We start from the raw sequence: 16,886 nt of genomic DNA, 5'->3' as shown, positions 1-16,886 counted from the left end.
CCTAACGCTGGTAATCGCGCATGGCCCGCTCTCCCGCTTCTTCCCCCCGTTCTGCGCGCGCGCCCTTGTGGCGGCGGCGCGTCGTGCTGGCGTTTCAGGTGCTCGCAGGGCTGGTCGTGCTGGCTTGCGCCGTGCTGGCGATCACCGTCTATGTCTCGGAAGGGCAGCTTCCGAGCTATGACGAGCTGAAATCGTCCCCCAACGGCCAGATGATCCGTGTCCATGCCGCCGACGGCACGGTGATTGTCTCGCTCGGGCCAAGCTATGGCGAATGGCTCCCCTACGGCAGGATTCCGCTCGCGATGCGCGAGGCGATGGTCTCTGTTGAGGATCGCCGCTTCCGCTCGCATTTCGGCGTGGACCCGATCGGCCTCGCGCGTTCGATCCGCTTCGCGATCGACAATCGCGGCAATGGCCGGCGGTTGCAGGGCGCGTCGACCATCACGCAGCAGGTCGCTCGGACGATCTTCCTGTCGAACAAATATACTTTCGGCCGCAAGGGCCGAGAGATGCTCCTCGCGCTCGCGCTCGAACGCAAGTTCACCAAGGACCAGATCCTCGAACTGTACCTCAACAAGGTCTATTTCGGTGGTGGTGCCTACGGCATCGACGCGGCGTCGCACCGGTTCTTCGGCCATGGCGCGGATACGCTGAGCCTGTCAGAGGCGGCGATCGTCGCGGGCCTGGTCAAGGCGCCCTCGGTCTATTCGCCGACTGCCGATGCGCAGGCCGCGGTCGACCGCGCGGGCGTCGTCATCCGGCTGATGCAGGAAACCGGCGCGATCACCGCGGAACAGGCGGCCGAGGCAAACCCCAAGGACGTCAGGCTCGCCCCCGAGCCCAAGCAGAACAGCGTCCGTTATTTCACCGACTGGGCGCTCCCGCAGCTCGAGGTGCTGATCGACGAGACGCAGCGTCCGCTGGAGGTATGGACGACGCTCGACCTCGGGATGCAGCGTGCGGCCGATGCTGCGATCCGCGCGAATGCCCCGACCGGCGCGCAGGGGGCGCTTGTCGCGATCGACCGCGACGGCGCGGTGCGCGCGATGGTCGGCGGGACCGACTACGTCACCTCGATCTACAATCGCGCGACCCAGGCGCAGCGCCAGCCCGGGTCCGCGTTCAAATTGTTCGTCTATCTCGCGGCGCTCGAAGCGGGGCACAAGCCCGAGGATTCGATCGTCGACGAACCGATCACGATCGATGGCTGGAGCCCGCGCAACGACAGCCGCCACAACAGCGGCGCGGTGTCGCTGCGGACCGCCTTCGCCTATTCGCTCAACACGATCGCCGCCAAGCTCGGACAGGAAGTTGGTTTCGCGACCGTCGCGGACATGGCCAAGCGCTTCGGGATCACGACCAAAGTCAACACGCATCCGTCGATGGTGCTCGGCACGTCCGACGTCCGGCTGATCGACATGACACGGGCCTTCGCAAGCGTCGGCAACAAGGGCGTCGCGGTGACGCCGTATGGCATCACCAAGGTCACTGCGTCGGGCGAGACGATCTATGCCCAGACGGTGGATACCAGCCATGTGCTGGTGGCACCGTTCGTCGCCGCCCAGATGACCGACCTGCTCCAGACCACCGTCAACACCGGCACCGGGCGCGCCGCTCAGATCGGCCGTCCGGTCGCCGGCAAGACCGGCACGACGTCGTCGAACAAGGATGGCTGGTTCCTCGGCTTCTCGAGCGGGCTGACGGCGGGCGTGTGGATGGGGCGCGACGACGCCAAGCCGATCGCGGGGCTCCATGGGGGTACCGCGCCCGCCAAGGCCTTCGCCGATTTCATGAAGGTCGCGGTCGCCAGCCGTCCGGTCGAACAGTTCGACACCAAGGTCACACTTCCCGAATATCAGCTCGAGCCCGACCAGGAATCTTATTTCGGCGAGGCGGACAACGGCCTGTTCGTCGATGCGGATGGTAATCCGGTCGAACCGGGCACGACGCCGCCGCCAGCGCCCGAAGGCCAGCAGGTCGACCCAGACGGTAATCCGATCGTCCGCCAGCCACCGCGTGCGCCCGAGAGCCAGGGCGACGGCGCACAACCTGCCGAGCGCCCGGCGGACGGGGAAAAGCTCGATCAGGCGTGGCTGGACCATGTGCTTGGCCGGGACGGCCAGCGCCAGCCACCGCGCACCGTGCCACGGGACCGCGTTCAGGCGGTGCCGTCAGACCGTCAGGATCCGCGCCCGACCCAGTGAAGCGCCGCTCCGTTCGCGCGCAACCAGGCGTGCGAGCGCGCCGGATCGTTCTCATCGAGCAAGGCGACGACACGGTGGAATTGCGGCCCGTGGTTCATGTGGAGCCGATGCGCCACCTCATGCGCTACGGTCGAGCGGCGGACGTAATCGGGCATCAAGATCAGCCGCCAGCTATACCGGATCGTGCCACTCGACGCGCAACTGCCCCAACGACTTCGGGCATCGCCGACGGCGACCTTCGTGACGGTGACCCCGGCGCGCGCGGCGAACTCGGCGGTCTCCGCGCTCAGCACGCGAAGCGCCTCACGCTTCAGCCACAATTCGATCCGCCGCGACAGCCCATCGCGCGACCCGCCACAGCGTAGGACATCCCCGTCGCGCGTGATCCGCCGGGTCGAGGTTTCGTCCCACGTGATGGTGAGGTCGCCATCGCCGAACGGAAAGCTGCGGCCCGGTTCGAACGGAACGGCCTGAGGCAAACGTGCGCGCTGTTCCGCGATCCAGTCCGCCTTGCCCGCCGCCCAAGCGAGCGCGGTCTTGAGCGATGCGCGCGGGGGGAGCACCAGCCGCACCCGCCCAGTCGCGCTATCGACCGACAGCCGCGCGCGACGCGCGCGGGCGTTGCGGACGACCTCGGGTTGCTCGGTCACAGCTCGCGGTCGACCAGATGATATTCGAGCTCGCCCGCGTCGTCCTCGGAGATCGTCCAGCCGCGGACCGACTGCCCGGCGCGGTGGACTGCCTCGCGGTCGCCGCAGACGAGATAGTGCCACTCGTGCAGCGGTTCGTCCGCCGCGCGCAGGCGGTAGGCGCAGGTCGAGGGGAGCCAGTCGATCGTCCGCACATTGTCGCGGCTCAGCCGGACGCATTCGCTGACATAGGCGTGCCGGTGCTTGTAGTTGGAACACAGCGCGGTCGCGCGGTCGAGCAGTCGGCAGGAGACGTTGGTCGGGAGCAGTTCGCCAGTCTCGTCATCCTCGAGCTTGTGGACGCAGCATTTGCCGCATCCGTCGCACAACGCTTCCCATTGCCCGCGGTCGAGCGTGTCGATCGGCTCTTCCCAGAATTTTCCGCTCATTTGACCCACCGTTCGAGTTCGCTCGCGACCGCCTGCGGAGTCTCGTCCTGCGGCAGCAACGCCACTGGCTTGCCCGCCGGGTCCATCAGGAACGCAAAACGCCCGTGCGCGACGAGATATCCGCCCTGCGCGTTGGGCTTCTCCGCCTGGACCGCGACCCCATACGCCTTGGCGAGCGCGAGGATTGCCGCCGGGTCGCCCGTAAGGCCGACCATCCGGGGGTGGAACGCGCTGACGAACGCCTTGAGCACTGCGGGGGTATCGCGTTTCGGGTCGACCGTGACGAAGACCGGCACGACGTTCGCCGCGCGCGTGGCGTCCTTCGCCTCAAACAGGCGCAACCCGGCGCCGATCGTCTGCATGTCGGTCGGGCACACGTCCGGGCAGAAGGTGTAGCCGAAATACATGATGCGATAGCGCCCGGCAAAGTCGCGGTCGGTGCGGGTCTTGCCATCCTGGTCGGTCAGGCGGAACGGCGCGCCAATCCGGGCGCCTTCAAGTGGCGGCCGATCATTCGGGGCGGGGCTGCTGCACGCAATGGGGAGCGCAGCCAGCAGGAACGCGGACAGCGCGCGGATGATCTGGTTCATGGCGTGTTTGGTCATGATCTGTTAGCACGCACCACGCAAGCACTGCGCCGGTTTCGCCTTCTGTCAGGACTCTTATCCGATGACTTTCCGCTCCATCGCCAGCACGTTCGCGATCCTTGCCGCCCCGGTCGCCCTGGTCGCGACCCCGGCCGCGGCACAGCTCGGCCAGTCGGAGGGCTATAAGTTCCTCCAGGCGATCAAGGACGGGAAGGGGGATGAAGTGACCAAGTTCCTCGACAAGCCCGGGGCCACCGTCATCAACACGCGCGACGTGACCAATGGCGACGGTGCGCTCCACCTCGTGGTGCGCCGGCAGGATTCGACGTATCTCAATTATCTGCTCGCGCGCGGGGCCGATCCCAACCTGAAGAACAATCGCGGCGAGACCCCGATCCTGATCGCGGCCAATCTGGGGTCTACCGATATCATCGAGAACCTCGTCAAGCATGGCGCGAACGTCAATCTCGGCAATGCCAGCGGCGAGACGGCGCTGATCCGCGCGGTCCAGCGTCGCGATGCCACGATGGTGCCAGCCTGCTCGACCTGGGTGCCGATCCGGACCAGAAGGATCTGCTGCAGGGCTCGTCCGCGCGGGATTATGCGCATCAGGATGCGCGCACGCCGGCAATCGCTGCGCTGATCGATGCGGCGAAGAAGAAGGAGCGCAAGGCGGTGTCCGGGCCGAAGCTGTAGCGTTCGACCATAATCTCGTTTGTCACCCCGGCCCCTTTCCGGGGGTTACGAACGGTACCGATCACCCCGTAAACGCCAGCCCGTTGGCATCCGGATCGGTCAATGCGATCATCCGCCGCGCCGCTCGCCGCGCAAAGGCGAGCGTAACGCGCTTGCGGGTTGCGGCCGACAACGGATCGGTATGCGCCTCGCGCAGGATCGCAGCATCATAGCGATCGGCGACGATTACCCCGGTCCGTTCGGGCAGGAACCCCTCGCGGTCGAGCGGGCTGGCGTCGAACCCAGCCGGCACTGCCCAGTAATAGCGGTCGCAACAGCCGAGATATTCGGTCCATTTCGAATCGCCGAGCAGATCGGCGCGCGAGACCTTGATCTCGACGATGACGATCTGACCCCGGGCGTCGATCGCCATCAGGTCGGCGCGACGATTGCCGTCGAGCGGAACCTCGCTCAGCGCGACCAGATCGTGCCGTAGCAGCATCCGGATCGTGCCGCGCGCCACGTCGGCGGCGCACAAAGGGGAGCCTGGCGCATCGATACAGGATTGCGGGGGAGAGTCGGGCGCATCGTCTAACATGCGCCGATCCTAGAACATTTCACGAACGCGTCAAATCCGACGCGGCGGTATGCTCAACGATAGAAGACGTGGTTGCCGATCGCGGCGACCTGCTGGCGGTGCCAGCCCGGCGCGGCGCGCTTCGCGTGGAAATACATCGCGTCGGAGGCTGGGCTGTCCCAGCTGTCGGCAAGCGCGACGCGGGCGACCGCGATGGCGGTGCGATACTGGCGGTTCGACGGGACCGACGGGACATGACCGCCACGAACGAACGAGAACTGGCCAGGCTGGGTCACGACCGAGCAGACCGACTTGGGGAAATGCCCCGACTTTGAGCGGTTGAGGATCACCTCGGCGACCGCCAACTGGCCACTGAGCGGCTCACCTTTGGCTTCGAAGTAGATCGCGCCAGCCATGCACTGGAGCTCGTCGCCCATGTCGTCCGGGACCGACTGTGCGGCAACCGCCGCATCGAGGGTTCCGTATGCGACTTCGTCGCCGTCCTGCAGTTCGTCGTTCGCCATCGGCTCCTTGATATCCGCTTCCTGGACGACGCCGACTTCGGGAACCGAAGCAACGACCGGGGCGTTAATTGCCCGATCGAGTTGCTGAGCGAAGCCCGGCGTGCCCGCGCCGATGATGGCGGCTGCGGTAAGGATCATCGTCGCACAGGTGGCGACGCGGTTAGCAAACGACATTCAAACTACAAAAGTGCGGTTGGTGCGCGGACATAAACGACCGTTAGATCGTTTACCCGGACATCCCCCCGACTGCGTAACCCCACCGGATCGCACCCGGCATGGCACAACGCCCATGACTGTTGCATTGGCTATCCATGGGCCGGGTCAGATGGTCAACTCGCCAGGATTGTTTCTGCGGCGAATCGTTCCGGCGACGCGATGTCCAGTTCGATCACCCACAAATCCGGATCCCGGTCGCGCCTTCGCCGCCAATACGACTCGCGTTCGGCGACGTTGGCGGAGTCGGCTGGACCGGTTGCGACCAGGGCTGGTTTGCCCAATTGGTCCAGAGCGCGCTCCATTATGTTGGAGTGCCCATTATTATCGTTAAGAATCAATAAAATAGCACCGGAGTTTGGTTCGCCTCGAGCGCGCACCATGCCCATGCCACCCGCGTCGTTCGCGCGCTTGAGCAGCGCTGAAACGAGCAGCCCGCTAGGCAGCAATGCCGTCACGACGCGCGATAGCCGGGCAGGGTCGCAAGCGGGATCTGCGAGCGCATGAAAGTGCCGGTACCCCGCGCCGCCTCGTCACCTGCCGCGTCGATCAACCGCGCTTCGGCGACGAACACACGGCGATGGCCGGACACCCAGCGTCCCTCGGCAACCACCGGTCCTTCGCGCAGCGGCTTTGTAAGCAGGAGGTTAAAGGCGGTGGTGAGGAGGAATCGGTCCGTCACCAGACTGTTGGCGGCGTAGAAGGCGGCGTCGTCGAGCATTTTGAAATAGCTCGTGCCATGCGCCGCACCGCCGGCGTGATAGACCTTGGGATCGACCCGGAAATGGATCCGCGCGACTCCGGCTTCGGGAATTTCCAAAGTGGATTCAAACAATTGGTTGATCGGTGCTGCTGCATAGAGCGTCTCGAGGGCACGGAAATGCGCCGCCTCGCCCGATGGACTTACGGGCTCAGGCGGCATCACGCGATTCATCCGCCATCAGCAGAGCGACGAGCGCATCGCGCGATCCGGCACCGCGCAACTTGTCGACGAACGACGCATCGCGCAGCATCCGCGAGACGCGTGCAAGCGCCTTGAGGTGTTCCGCCCCGGCATCGGGCGGGGACAGCAGCATGAAGACGATATCGACCGGGAGATCGTCGACCGCCGCGAAATCGATCGGGTTGGCGAGCCGTGCGAACACGCCGCAGACCTTTGAAAGCCCGGGAAGTCGGCCATGTGGCGTCGCCACACCACGCCCGAACCCGGTCGACCCGAGTTTCTCGCGCGTAGCGAGCGTCTCGGTAGCTGCAGCGGCGTCCACGCCATAGACCTTGGCCGCCACGCTGCCGAGGTGCTGGAACAGCATCTTGCGCGTCCCCGCGGTTTCGCGTTCGAGCACAGCATCGGCGCTCAGAAGATCGTGCAAGTCAGTCATCGCAATCCTTGGGCCCGCGACAGGCACGGGTGCTTGCGCGGGCCCATAGCGCCGATCAGGGATCAGCGAAAGCGGAGCGAAACATTATGAAACGCGCTGCGGCTCCACCCAACCGATCGTGCCATCCCCGCGGCGGTACACCATGTTGTAAGTGCCCGAGCCCGAATTGCGGAACAACAGCGCCGTCGTATTGCGCAAATCGAGCATCATAACTGCGTCCGAAACGGTCGCATCCGGAATATCGACACGGGTTTCCGCGACGATCAGCGGGAAATCCTCGACCTCTTCCTCGGCGGTATTTTCCTGGAACAGCGTATAGCCGGCATCGCCCGACGCCAGTTCGGCGGCCGCGGTGGAGGCCGCACTGTTCGCGCTGGCGCTGCGATCCTTGAGCCGGCGCATGTAGCGGCGAAGCTGCTTCTCGATCTTGGTCGCGGCGGTATCGAACGCGGCGTGCGCTTCGGAAGCGTCGCCGCTCGCCTTCAGGATCAGTCCCTGCATGACGTGGCAGACGATGTCGCAAGTGAAGCGGTTGTCGTGCGGTCCCTTCCCGAAGGTCACCTGCGCCGAGATCGTCCGCGCGAAATATTTGGTCGCGATGCCCTGGAGGCGCTCGTCGACATGGATCCTGAGCGCGTCGCCCGTTTCGACCTGATGGCCTGAAACCCGAATATCCATGAGCACTCTCCATAGTAGCGCCGGACCCCGTTGTTCGGATCTTCCAGCTGGTAGATGACGTCTGCCGGACGCCTCGACCCCCCAATCGGTAGAAATCAGTTGACCGCCTCGCCTCCCCACAAAGGATTGACGACCGACTTCATGAACGCAGCGTGCCGGACGAGATCCGCGTCCGGCACGGTAAAGACACGCGCGGGGCGGACCCGCGCGGGCGCGACGGGCACGGAGGCGACCGCCACTTCGATGGTTTCGCTAATCAACCCGAGCCCGATCTGCCGCCCGCCGGTCAGCTCGACATAGACCTGCGCGAGCAGTTGCGCGTCGAGCAGCGCGCCGTGGAGCGTGCGATGGCTGCGGTCGATCCCGTAGCGGCTGCACAGCGCATCGAGATTGTGCTTCGCGCCGGGGTGCCGCGTCCGCGCCATTGCGACCGTATCGATCATCCGGCCCAGATGGATCGGGGTGCGACTGCACCGAACCAGCTCGCCGTTGAGAAAGCCGAAATCGAAACTGGCGTTGTGTGCGACGAGCGGACTGTCTTCGAGAAACTCGAGCAGGGCTTCGGCACCATGATGGAACAGCGGCTTGTCCGCGAGGAACGCGTCGCTCAGCCCGTGGACGCGCTGCGCCTCGGGCGGCATTGGGCGTTCGGGATGGAAATAGGCGTGAAAGGTGCGGCCGGTCTCGACCCGGTTGATCATCTCGACACACCCGATCTCGACCATGCGGTCGCCATCGGAAAAACTGAAGCCCGTGGTCTCGGTGTCGAAGACGATCTCTCTCATAGACTCAGGATAGTGGGGTTTTGTGCGCTGCGAGGCAAGCGATGATCCGGCGGACGGCGTCGCGCGTCTCATCCAGCGAACCGCCTGTCGGAACGACGTAATGTGCGCGCGCGACCTTCTCCCCGTCGGACAGCTGGCGCTGGAAGATCGCCTCGAATTTCGCCTCGGTCATCCCCGCGCGCGCCAGGACTCGGGCGCGCTGCACCGACTCGGGGGCGGAGACGACGACAATGACGTCGACTCGCGACTCGCCGCCGGTTTCAAACAGCAACGGGATATCGAACACGACGATCGGCGCGTCGGCATGGCCGGCAAGGAAAGCGGCGCGCTCCTCGCCCACCGCGGGATGGACGATCGCCTCGAGCCGTTTGAGCGCCGCCGGATCGCTCAGCACCATCGGCCCGAGTTTCGCACGATCGACTCCCTCCCGCCCGGTCGATCCGGGAAACGCCGCCTCGATCGCTCCGACCAGCCGCCCGTCCTCGCCCTGCAACCGGTGCACCGCTGCGTCCGCGTCGAACACGGGCACGCCTTCGTTGGCGAACATCGCAGCGACGGTCGATTTGCCCATGCCGATCGAGCCGGTCAGGCCGATCGTGATCATGCGGTGAGCAGGTCGCGCAGCTTGAGGTCATGCTCCTCGTCGCGCGGGGGGGCCGCGCCGAAGAACAGTTCGAACGCGAGTGCTGCCTGGCCGATCAGCATGTCGAGTCCGTCGATCGTATCGAGCTTGCGCGCGCGCGCCGCCGCGAGCAACGGGGTTTCGAGCGGCGCGTAGACGACGTCATAGACGATCGCATCCTCGGGCAGCGGATCGAGATCGAGGTCGAGCGGGGGCTGCCCCGCCATGCCGAGCGAGCTTGCGTTGACGACGAGCGTGGCGGGGGGGAGCGTCGCGGTGAGCGGCAACGCCTGACCCTTCAGCCCGAACGACGACAGCAGCGCGGCGGCCTTGAGCACGTTGCGGTTGAGCACCGTCACCGGCCCAACCCCGAGCTTCGCCAGCGCGAACAGCACCGCGCGCGCCGCGCCGCCCGCACCGATCACGACCACCGGCGCGCCGGTCAGGTCGACCCCGCCCAGCGGCGCATAGAAGCCCGCCGCATCGGTATTGGTGCACAGGAACGCATTATCCTCGCCGCGGAACACCGTGTTGGCCGCGCCGATCGTGCCCTTCACACCGCCCGGATCGGCAATGTGATCGAACACCGCCTGCTTGTGCGGCAGCGTGACATTGCACCCGCGCCAGTCGGGGTCCGCGGTCCGTTTCGCGAAATAGCCCGCGAGGTCGTCGGGCGTGACGTGGCAGGTGCGATACGCGCCCTCGAGCTTGAGCGCGTCGAGCCAGAAGCCGTGGATGATCGGCGATTTGGAATGCGCGATCGGGTCACCGATCACTTCTGCATAGATCATATCGGCATCACTCCGCGAAGACGTAGATAATCGAGCACCTGCAACAGCGGCAGCCCGAGAACGGTGAACTGGCTTCCCTCGATCCGCGTGAACAGCTGCGCACCGGGCCCCTCGATCCGGTAACAGCCGACGCAGCCCGAAATTTCGGGCCATTCCTGGTCGAGATAGCTTTCGATGAACGCCTCCGACAGCGGCCGCACGTGCATCTTCGCGCGATCCACCACCCGCCACACCGGGCGACCGCCCTCGGCGATCACCGCCGCACTGATCAGATCGTGGCGTTTGCCCGACAGCCGCCGCAGATGCGCGGCCGCCTCGTCGCGTGAGGTGGGCTTGTCGAGCAGCGTGCCGTCCTCGATCGCGACGATCGAGTCACAGCCGAGCACCAGCGCTGCGCCATCGCGCGACGACACCTTGAGCGCCTTGAGCTCGGCAAGCGCGTCCGCGAGATCGCGCGGCGCAAGGCCATCGCCGAGCAACGCGGCCTTGGCGCTGTCCTCATCGACATGCGCCGACACCGCTTCGAACGGAATCCCCGCCGCGGTCAGCATCGCACGCCGGGATGCGCTCTGCGAGGCAAGCACCAGCCTCACAGGTCACCCCGCGGCACGATCCCGCGTTCCCCGACCAGCGCGATGATCGCGGCGGCGGTTTCCTCGATCGACCGCCGCGTGACGTCGATCACCGGCCAGCCATTGTCCGCGAACATCCGTCGCGCATAGGCGACTTCACGCGTCACCGCTTCATGGTCGACATAAGCGGTCTCGGTCTTCTGGTTGAGCGACAGCAGCCGGTTGCGACGGACCTGGATCAGCCGGTCCGCACTGGTCGTCAGCCCGACAACGATCGGATTCTTGAGCGTGTAGAGATTGAGCGGGGGCGGGCTTTCGATCACGATCGGGATGTTCGCGGTCTTGAACCCGCGGTTGGCGAGATAGATCGAGGTCGGCGTCTTGGACGAGCGCGAGACACCCGCCAGCACGATGTCAGCCTCTTCCCAGTCTTCCGACAGGATGCCGTCGTCATGCGCGATGGTGAACTGGATCGCGTCGACCCGCGCGAAATAGGCGGCGTCGAGCACATGCTGCCGCCCCGGCCGCGCCTTGGCGGCCTGCCCGAGCAGCCCCGACAGCGCCCCCGTCACGCCATCGAGCGGCGCGACTGCGGGCAGACCGAGCGCGCGGCAGCGCGTTTCGAGCGTCTTGCGCGTCTCGCTGTTCACCAAGGTGAACAGCACGAGCCCCGGATTTTGCGAAATTTCCTGCAGGATCCGCTCGAGATGCGCCTCGGTGCGCACCATCGGCCAGAAATGCCGGATCGTTTCGACATCGTCATATTGCGCGAGCGCCGCCTTGGCGATGTTCTCGAGCGTCTCGCCGGTCGAATCCGACAGCAGGTGGAGATGAAGCCGCATCAACCGCGCCCCCGGGAAAGGCCTGTGGATAACATGCGGATAAGCGCTAGCGTAACTTCGCCGCCGCGCAAAGCGGCCCGGATCGGTGGACAAGCCTAGCGTTATCCACAATCGCGTGCACAGCGCCCGAAGTTTTCCACAGGCTGTGAATCATGGGGACAGAATCGCAGGACGTCTCGCTGAATCGGCCACGTGAATCGGCGCGCGCTGTTGGCAATTCGGGGACAATTGCATAAGCCCCGGGTTCCACCGGCCAACAACCGCTATTACCTTTCAAGAATCTAGACTCTTATAGAAGTGGGGACGGCGATCCTGCCTGCATCGACTCAATCCGGACCGCTGTCTCAGGCGCCTTTCAAACCGCTGCTCGCGACGCTGAAAGGCACACGCCAGGCCATTCCGCCGATCTGGCTGATGCGCCAGGCCGGGCGCTATCTTCCGGAATACCGGGCGTTGCGTGCGGAAAAGGGCGGGTTCCTCGCGCTGGTCAATGACAGCGCAGCGGCCGCTGAAGTCACGATCCAGCCAATCCGCCGCTTCGGATTCGACGGCGCGATCCTCTTTTCCGACATCCTGATGGTCCCCGCGGCCCTCGGGCAGGGACTCACCTTCGGCGTCGGCGAAGGGCCTGCGCTGACTCCCCCGCTGGTCGATCATGCGCTCTCGTCGCTCGAACAGGCCCCTGAACGGCTGGAACCGGTCTATGAGACGGTCCGGCAGGTTGCGAGGATGCTGGGGGCCGAAACGACCTTCCTCGGCTTTGCTGGCAGCCCCTGGACGGTTTCGACCTATATGGTCGCGGGCAAAGGCAGCCGCGACCAGAGCGAGACGCGCCGGTTCGCGTACGGCGACCCCGCGGCGTTCGGCGAGATCATCGATGCGATCGTAGTCTCGACCGTCGACTATCTCTCGAAACAGATCGAGGCGGGCGTCGAAGCAGTGCAATTGTTCGACAGCTGGTCGGGAAGCCTCAGCCCCGCGCAGTTCGAACGCTGGGTGATCGCGCCGAATGCCGCGATCGTTTCCGCGCTTCATACGCGGCACCCGGGTGTACCGGTGATTGGCTTTCCGAAGGGGGCCGGTGAAAAATTGCCGAGCTACGCGCGCGAAACCGGGGTCGATGCGGTCGGCGTCGACGAGACGATCAACCCCGAATGGGCCGCAGCGAACCTCCCCGAGGGGATGCCGGTCCAGGGGAATCTCGATCCGCTCGCGCTGATCGCGGGGGGTCGCGATCTCGAAGCGGCTGCGGCGCGGATCCTCAAGGCGTTCGAAGGCCGCCCGCACATCTTCAACCTCGGCCACGGCATCTTGCAGGACACGCCGATCGCGCATGTCGAGCAGCTGCTCGCCTTCGTACGGAACGCATGATGGCTGGAATGCTCGGCAACGCCTATCTCTGGGTCAAGGCAGCGCATCTGATCTTCGTGATCTTCTGGATGGCGGGGCTGTTCATGCTGCCGCGCTATCTCGTCTATCATCAGGAAGCGCTGGCGGGCGCGGGCGGCGACGCCGGGCTGTGGGTCGAGCGCGAGGCCAAGATCCGGAACATCATCCTGACCCCGGCGATGATCGTCGTGTGGGTGCTCGGGCTGGTGCTCGCGGCCAATGCCGGGCTGTTCTCGGGCGGTGCGGGGCTTGGTTGGCTGCATCTCAAGCTGCTGCTGGTGGTGATCCTAACCGGCTATCATGGCTGGGCAGTCGGCTATGCGCGCAAGCTCGCGGCGGGCAAGCCGACGCTGACCGGGCGCCAGCTGCGGATGATCAACGAGATCCCAGCGGTGCTGGTGACCTTCATCGTGATCCTGGCGATCGTCCAGCCGTTCTGAGTCTCGAATCGCGGATGCGTCACGGCTTGACGCGTCCGCCACCCGGTCGTATCTGGCGAGGATATCGTAGTGCGATGGCCCCGCGCCGTTCGGCTTCAATATCCTTCCTCAAGCATCGTCGCGTACCCTTCGCCGACTGAAGCTCCTCCTCCGCATCTTCATGCTCCGGACGCCCGAAATGCATCTCAAAGATCTCAAGAACAAGAAGCCGGCCGAGCTGGTCGCGATGGCCGAGGCGCTCGGGATCGAGAGCGCGTCGACGCTGCGCAAGCAGGACCTGATGTTCGCGATCCTCAAGGTCCAGGCCGAGCAGGGCGAGCAGATCATGGGCCTCGGCACGATCGAGGTGCTTCCTGACGGCTTCGGCTTTCTGCGCAGCCCCGAGGCGAACTATCTCGCGGGCCCCGACGACATTTACATTTCGCCCAACCAGGTCCGCAAGTTCGGCCTGCGCACCGGCGACACGGTCGAAGGCGAGATCCGCGGGCCGAAGGATGGCGAACGCTATTTCGCCTTGGTGCGCCTCACCGCGGTCAATTTCGACGATCCCGATGCAGTCCGTCACCGCGTCAATTTTGACAATCTGACGCCGCTGTATCCGGAAGAAAAGCTCACGCTCGATCCGTCCGACCCGACCGTCAAGGACAAGTCGGCACGCGTGATCGACATCATCTCGCCGCAGGGCAAGGGCCAGCGCACGCTGATCGTCGCGCCGCCGCGCGTCGGCAAGACGGTGATGCTCCAGAACATCGCCAAAGCGATTACCGACAATCACCCCGAGGTGTTCCTGATCGTTTTGCTGATCGACGAACGCCCCGAGGAAGTCACCGACATGCAGCGCTCGGTCAAGGGCGAGGTGGTCAGCTCGACCTTCGACGAACCCGCGACGCGCCACGTCCAGGTCGCCGAAATGGTCATCGAAAAGGCCAAGCGCCTGGTCGAGCACAAGAAGGACGTGGTGATCCTGCTCGACTCGATCACGCGTCTTGGCCGTGCCTACAACACCGTCGTGCCGTCGTCGGGCAAGGTGCTGACCGGTGGTGTCGATGCCAACGCACTCCAGCGTCCGAAGCGCTTCTTCGGTGCCGCGCGCAACATCGAAGAGGGCGGTTCGCTCTCGATCATCGCGACCGCGCTGATCGATACCGGCAGCCGCATGGATGAAGTGATCTTCGAGGAATTCAAGGGCACGGGTAACTCCGAAATCGTGCTCGACCGCAAGGTCGCGGACAAGCGCATCTTCCCCGCGCTCGACGTCGGCAAGTCCGGCACGCGCAAGGAAGAGTTGCTGGTCGACCAGAGCAAGCTCTCGAAGATGTGGGTGCTTCGTCGCATCCTCATGCAGATGGGGACGATCGACTCGATGGAGTTCCTGCTCGACAAGATGAAGAATTCGAAGACCAATGAAGACTTCTTCGAAAGTATGAACCAGTAATCCCGCAGTAACGGAGTGCAGGCGGGTTACAGCAGCGTGCGCCGCCCGCGCGCCTCGAAATCGAGCAGCCACGCCTTGGTCCGGCTGCCCGCTCCCGCCGAATAGGCGCCGAGCGTGCCGTCTGCATTGAGCACGCGGTGACACGGGACGATGATCGGGAAGGGATTGCGCGCGCACACCTGCCCGATCGCGCGCGCGCTCGAGCCGGCGGCCATCGCAAGCGCCCCGTAACTCAGCGTCTCGCCATAATCGATCGCGCACATTGCGTCGTGAAGCGCCTGGCCGCGCAGGGTCGCTGCGGGGGCAAGTGGGACTTCGAACGCGGTGCGCTCGCCCGCGAACCACGCTTGTAATTGCTCCACCGCCGCACGGATCGCAACGGACGCGCCAGGCACATGCGGCCGATCCTCGTCACCGATCTCGATTGCGTCGATCTGCGTATCATCACCCCACAGGGTCACGGACCCAACAGGCGTTGCGATCCGGGCCATATCGCGCGCATACATGGGCACATCATGCAGCGCGGCGCTCGCCCGCTCAAGGGGAGAAGCCGCGGTGAAGATCAACGTCGAAGTCGATTGCACGCCCGAGGAAGCACGCCGCTTCATGGGCCTCCCCGACATGGCGCCGGTCCATGAAAAATATCTGTCGATGCTGACCGGATCGATGGACGGCGCGGCAGCACCTGAAATGATCGAGACGATGATGCGGAGCTGGGCCCCGATGGGGGATGCCGGAATGGCGATGTGGCGGCAGATGTTCGACCGCGCGACCAAATAGACGATGTCGGACCGCGATACGATTTACGCGACCTCGAGCGGCGCGCCGCCCGCCGCGATCGCGATCATCCGGGTCAGCGGGGCAGGGGCGATCACCGTGGCGGCGTCGCTCGCGGATACGGTGCCGGCACCGCGGCGCGCATCGCTGCGGGCGTTGCGGCACCCCGACACTTCGGCCTTGCTCGACCGTGCGATCGTATTGCTCTTTCCAGGTCCTGATACGGCCACCGGGGAGGATCTGGTCGAGTTCCATGTGCATGGCGGTCGGGCGGTGGTTGCCGCGGTCGAGGACGCGATCGGCGGTCTGCCGGGGACACGGCGCGCCGATGCTGGCGAATTCACGCGCCGCGCATTGGCCAATGGCCGGATCGACCTGACCGAGGCGGAAGGTCTCGGTGATCTGCTCGCGGCGCAGACCGAGACCCAGCGACGTGCGGCGTTGCGGATCGCGGAAGGGGGGCTTCGCGCGGAGATCGACCGCTGGACCGACGCGCTGATCGCGGTCGCGGCGGCGATCGAGGCGGCGCTCGACTTTTCGGACGAGGACGATGTCGCCGACGCGTCGGTCGCAGAGACGACGGCAAAAATAGCGAACATCGCCTACGCGATCGATCGCCTGCTTTTGGCACCCCCGGTCGAGCGGCTCCATGACGGGATCCGGGTCGTCATCGCAGGGCCGCCCAACAGCGGAAAGTCGACGCTGATCAACGCGCTTACCGGGCGCGAGGTCGCGATCGTCTCCGCGATTTCGGGGACGACGCGCGATCGGATCGAGGCGGCGGTGGTTCGACGGGGGGTCGCCTATCTGCTTACCGATACCGCCGGGCTAACCGAGACACCGGGCGACGAGATCGAGCAGATCGGCATCGCGCGGGCGCAGGCGGCGATCCTTGGCGCGGATATCGTGGTGTGGCTCGACGATGGCGCACCACCTGATGACGGCTATCTGGCGATCCATTCCCGCGCGGATGACCGCGAGCGTATGGTGGTTCCCGATGGTCGTATCCCGGTCGCGGCGCGGGTCGGTGTAGGCGTTGACCTCGTATGGGCCGCGATCGAACGACGCGCGTTGACGTTGCTGCCGCAGGAGGATGGCCTTGCGGTCAACGCACGGCAACGCGCTCTCTTGCTGCAATGCAGCGTGGATCTGCATGCGGCCATCGAACAGTCCGATCTGCTCCTTGTTGCAGAGAACCTTCGCGGAGCGCTTCTGAGCCTCGATGCCGTTGCGGGGCGGAGCGGGATCGAGAACGTCCTCGACTCTATCTTCGCGCGTTTTTGCATCGGAAAGTAATGTTCCACGTGGAACGTTTTGA

The 16,886-nt window shown here is 65.3% G+C and carries 22 protein-coding genes; 7 read left to right on the top strand and 15 right to left on the bottom strand.

The annotated features are described in order from the left end of the window. Positions 1 to 20 precede the first annotated feature (20 nt). A complete protein-coding gene (locus tag RI03_RS00765) occupies positions 21 to 2,204 on the top strand; it encodes a transglycosylase domain-containing protein (RefSeq protein WP_026046344.1) in 2,184 nt (727 codons plus the stop codon). On the opposite strand, the gene RI03_RS00760 is transcribed toward RI03_RS00765, so the two are convergent. The 3 genes from RI03_RS00760 to RI03_RS00750 are packed head-to-tail and all read right to left on the bottom strand — an operon-like array spanning position 2,180 to position 3,887. Continuing rightward, positions 2,180 to 2,854, bottom strand: a complete 675-nt coding sequence (locus RI03_RS00760; RefSeq protein ID WP_010214520.1) for a M48 family metallopeptidase — start codon at positions 2,852 to 2,854, stop codon at positions 2,180 to 2,182. The genes RI03_RS00765 and RI03_RS00760 overlap by 25 nt on opposite strands. Beyond that, positions 2,851 to 3,282: a YcgN family cysteine cluster protein gene (locus RI03_RS00755; RefSeq protein ID WP_010161535.1), complete on the bottom strand. Its 432-nt coding sequence runs from the start codon at positions 3,280 to 3,282 to the stop codon at positions 2,851 to 2,853. The genes RI03_RS00760 and RI03_RS00755 overlap by 4 nt, the downstream gene beginning before the upstream one ends. Beyond that, a complete protein-coding gene (locus RI03_RS00750) occupies positions 3,279 to 3,887 on the bottom strand; it encodes an SCO family protein (protein WP_138995575.1) in 609 nt (202 codons plus the stop codon). Before RI03_RS00750 ends, RI03_RS00755 begins: the two co-directional genes overlap by 4 nt. A gap of 64 nt (positions 3,888 to 3,951) precedes the next feature. On the opposite strand from RI03_RS00750, the gene RI03_RS00745 reads away from it, so the two are divergent. Further along, positions 3,952 to 4,512, top strand: a complete 561-nt coding sequence (locus RI03_RS00745; protein WP_010214518.1) for an ankyrin repeat domain-containing protein — start codon at positions 3,952 to 3,954, stop codon at positions 4,510 to 4,512. 114 nt (positions 4,513 to 4,626) lie between these two features. Here the strand turns inward: RI03_RS00745 and RI03_RS00740 are convergent, their stop codons facing one another. The 11 genes from RI03_RS00740 to RI03_RS00690 all read right to left on the bottom strand — a co-directional run bounded on the left by RI03_RS00740 (position 4,627) and on the right by RI03_RS00690 (position 11,530). Further along, complete coding sequence (locus RI03_RS00740) at positions 4,627 to 5,142, bottom strand: MmcB family DNA repair protein (protein ID WP_026046342.1); 516 nt, start codon at positions 5,140 to 5,142, stop codon at positions 4,627 to 4,629. 53 nt (positions 5,143 to 5,195) lie between these two features. Next, positions 5,196 to 5,819, bottom strand: a complete 624-nt coding sequence (locus tag RI03_RS00735) for a cell wall hydrolase (RefSeq protein ID WP_010214514.1) — start codon at positions 5,817 to 5,819, stop codon at positions 5,196 to 5,198. Between the two features lie 155 nt (positions 5,820 to 5,974). After that, positions 5,975 to 6,316 carry a DUF1491 family protein gene (locus tag RI03_RS00730; RefSeq protein ID WP_010214513.1) on the bottom strand — a complete coding sequence of 114 codons (342 nt, stop codon included), beginning with the start codon at positions 6,314 to 6,316 and terminating at the stop codon, positions 5,975 to 5,977. Continuing rightward, complete coding sequence (locus tag RI03_RS00725; RefSeq protein ID WP_010214512.1) at positions 6,313 to 6,780, bottom strand: PaaI family thioesterase; 468 nt, start codon at positions 6,778 to 6,780, stop codon at positions 6,313 to 6,315. Before RI03_RS00725 ends, RI03_RS00730 begins: the two co-directional genes overlap by 4 nt. Beyond that, entirely contained in the window at positions 6,770 to 7,237 is a 468-nt protein-coding gene (locus RI03_RS00720) for a PTS sugar transporter subunit IIA (protein ID WP_010214511.1), read from the bottom strand. The genes RI03_RS00725 and RI03_RS00720 overlap by 11 nt, the downstream gene beginning before the upstream one ends. An 84-nt stretch (positions 7,238 to 7,321) precedes the next feature. Next, complete coding sequence (gene hpf, locus RI03_RS00715; RefSeq protein WP_010214510.1) at positions 7,322 to 7,915, bottom strand: ribosome hibernation-promoting factor, HPF/YfiA family; 594 nt, start codon at positions 7,913 to 7,915, stop codon at positions 7,322 to 7,324. A gap of 95 nt (positions 7,916 to 8,010) precedes the next feature. Then, a complete protein-coding gene (gene dnaQ / locus RI03_RS00710; RefSeq protein ID WP_010214509.1) occupies positions 8,011 to 8,700 on the bottom strand; it encodes a DNA polymerase III subunit epsilon in 690 nt (229 codons plus the stop codon). Positions 8,701 to 8,704: 4 nt separating this feature from the next. Next, the gene (coaE, locus tag RI03_RS00705; protein ID WP_010214508.1) at positions 8,705 to 9,304 is read right to left on the bottom strand and encodes a dephospho-CoA kinase; all 600 of its coding nucleotides are present in this window, start codon (positions 9,302 to 9,304) and stop codon (positions 8,705 to 8,707) included. Further along, positions 9,301 to 10,113: a shikimate dehydrogenase family protein gene (locus tag RI03_RS00700; protein WP_010214506.1), complete on the bottom strand. Its 813-nt coding sequence runs from the start codon at positions 10,111 to 10,113 to the stop codon at positions 9,301 to 9,303. The genes coaE and RI03_RS00700 overlap by 4 nt, the downstream gene beginning before the upstream one ends. Beyond that, positions 10,110 to 10,664 carry a nucleoside triphosphate pyrophosphatase gene (locus tag RI03_RS00695; RefSeq protein WP_010214504.1) on the bottom strand — a complete coding sequence of 185 codons (555 nt, stop codon included), beginning with the start codon at positions 10,662 to 10,664 and terminating at the stop codon, positions 10,110 to 10,112. The genes RI03_RS00700 and RI03_RS00695 overlap by 4 nt, the downstream gene beginning before the upstream one ends. Before the next feature lie 38 nt (positions 10,665 to 10,702). After that, positions 10,703 to 11,530, bottom strand: a complete 828-nt coding sequence (locus RI03_RS00690) for a pyruvate, water dikinase regulatory protein (RefSeq protein ID WP_010161548.1) — start codon at positions 11,528 to 11,530, stop codon at positions 10,703 to 10,705. A gap of 294 nt (positions 11,531 to 11,824) precedes the next feature. Here RI03_RS00690 and hemE point away from each other — a divergent pair, with 294 nt between their 5' ends. The 3 genes from hemE to rho all read left to right on the top strand — a co-directional run bounded on the left by hemE (position 11,825) and on the right by rho (position 14,791). After that, positions 11,825 to 12,898 carry a uroporphyrinogen decarboxylase gene (hemE, locus tag RI03_RS00685; RefSeq protein WP_010214503.1) on the top strand — a complete coding sequence of 358 codons (1,074 nt, stop codon included), beginning with the start codon at positions 11,825 to 11,827 and terminating at the stop codon, positions 12,896 to 12,898. Continuing rightward, complete coding sequence (locus RI03_RS00680) at positions 12,898 to 13,356, top strand: CopD family protein (RefSeq protein ID WP_026046339.1); 459 nt, start codon at positions 12,898 to 12,900, stop codon at positions 13,354 to 13,356. Before hemE ends, RI03_RS00680 begins: the two co-directional genes overlap by 1 nt. A 178-nt stretch (positions 13,357 to 13,534) precedes the next feature. Then, complete coding sequence (rho, locus tag RI03_RS00675) at positions 13,535 to 14,791, top strand: transcription termination factor Rho (RefSeq protein WP_010161551.1); 1,257 nt, start codon at positions 13,535 to 13,537, stop codon at positions 14,789 to 14,791. A gap of 26 nt (positions 14,792 to 14,817) precedes the next feature. Here rho and RI03_RS00670 read toward each other — a convergent pair whose 3' ends face one another. Further along, positions 14,818 to 15,297, bottom strand: coding sequence for a methylated-DNA--[protein]-cysteine S-methyltransferase (locus tag RI03_RS00670; protein ID WP_010214501.1), 480 nt, complete (start codon positions 15,295 to 15,297; stop codon positions 14,818 to 14,820). Between the two features lie 49 nt (positions 15,298 to 15,346). Here RI03_RS00670 and RI03_RS00665 point away from each other — a divergent pair, with 49 nt between their 5' ends. Next, positions 15,347 to 15,571 (top strand): DUF6489 family protein, encoded by a 225-nt coding sequence (locus tag RI03_RS00665; protein WP_010161553.1) that lies wholly within the window; start codon positions 15,347 to 15,349, stop codon positions 15,569 to 15,571. Positions 15,572 to 15,574: 3 nt separating this feature from the next. Continuing rightward, positions 15,575 to 16,864, top strand: coding sequence for a tRNA uridine-5-carboxymethylaminomethyl(34) synthesis GTPase MnmE (gene mnmE, locus RI03_RS00660; protein ID WP_010214500.1), 1,290 nt, complete (start codon positions 15,575 to 15,577; stop codon positions 16,862 to 16,864). The last annotated feature ends 22 nt before the right edge of the window (positions 16,865 to 16,886 follow it).

Source organism: Sphingomonas sp. PAMC 26621, from assembly GCF_000251145.1.
In the GTDB taxonomy this organism is placed as follows: Bacteria; Pseudomonadota; Alphaproteobacteria; order Sphingomonadales; family Sphingomonadaceae; genus Sphingomonas.
This window is presented reverse-complemented; position numbering and strand designations above follow the sequence as displayed.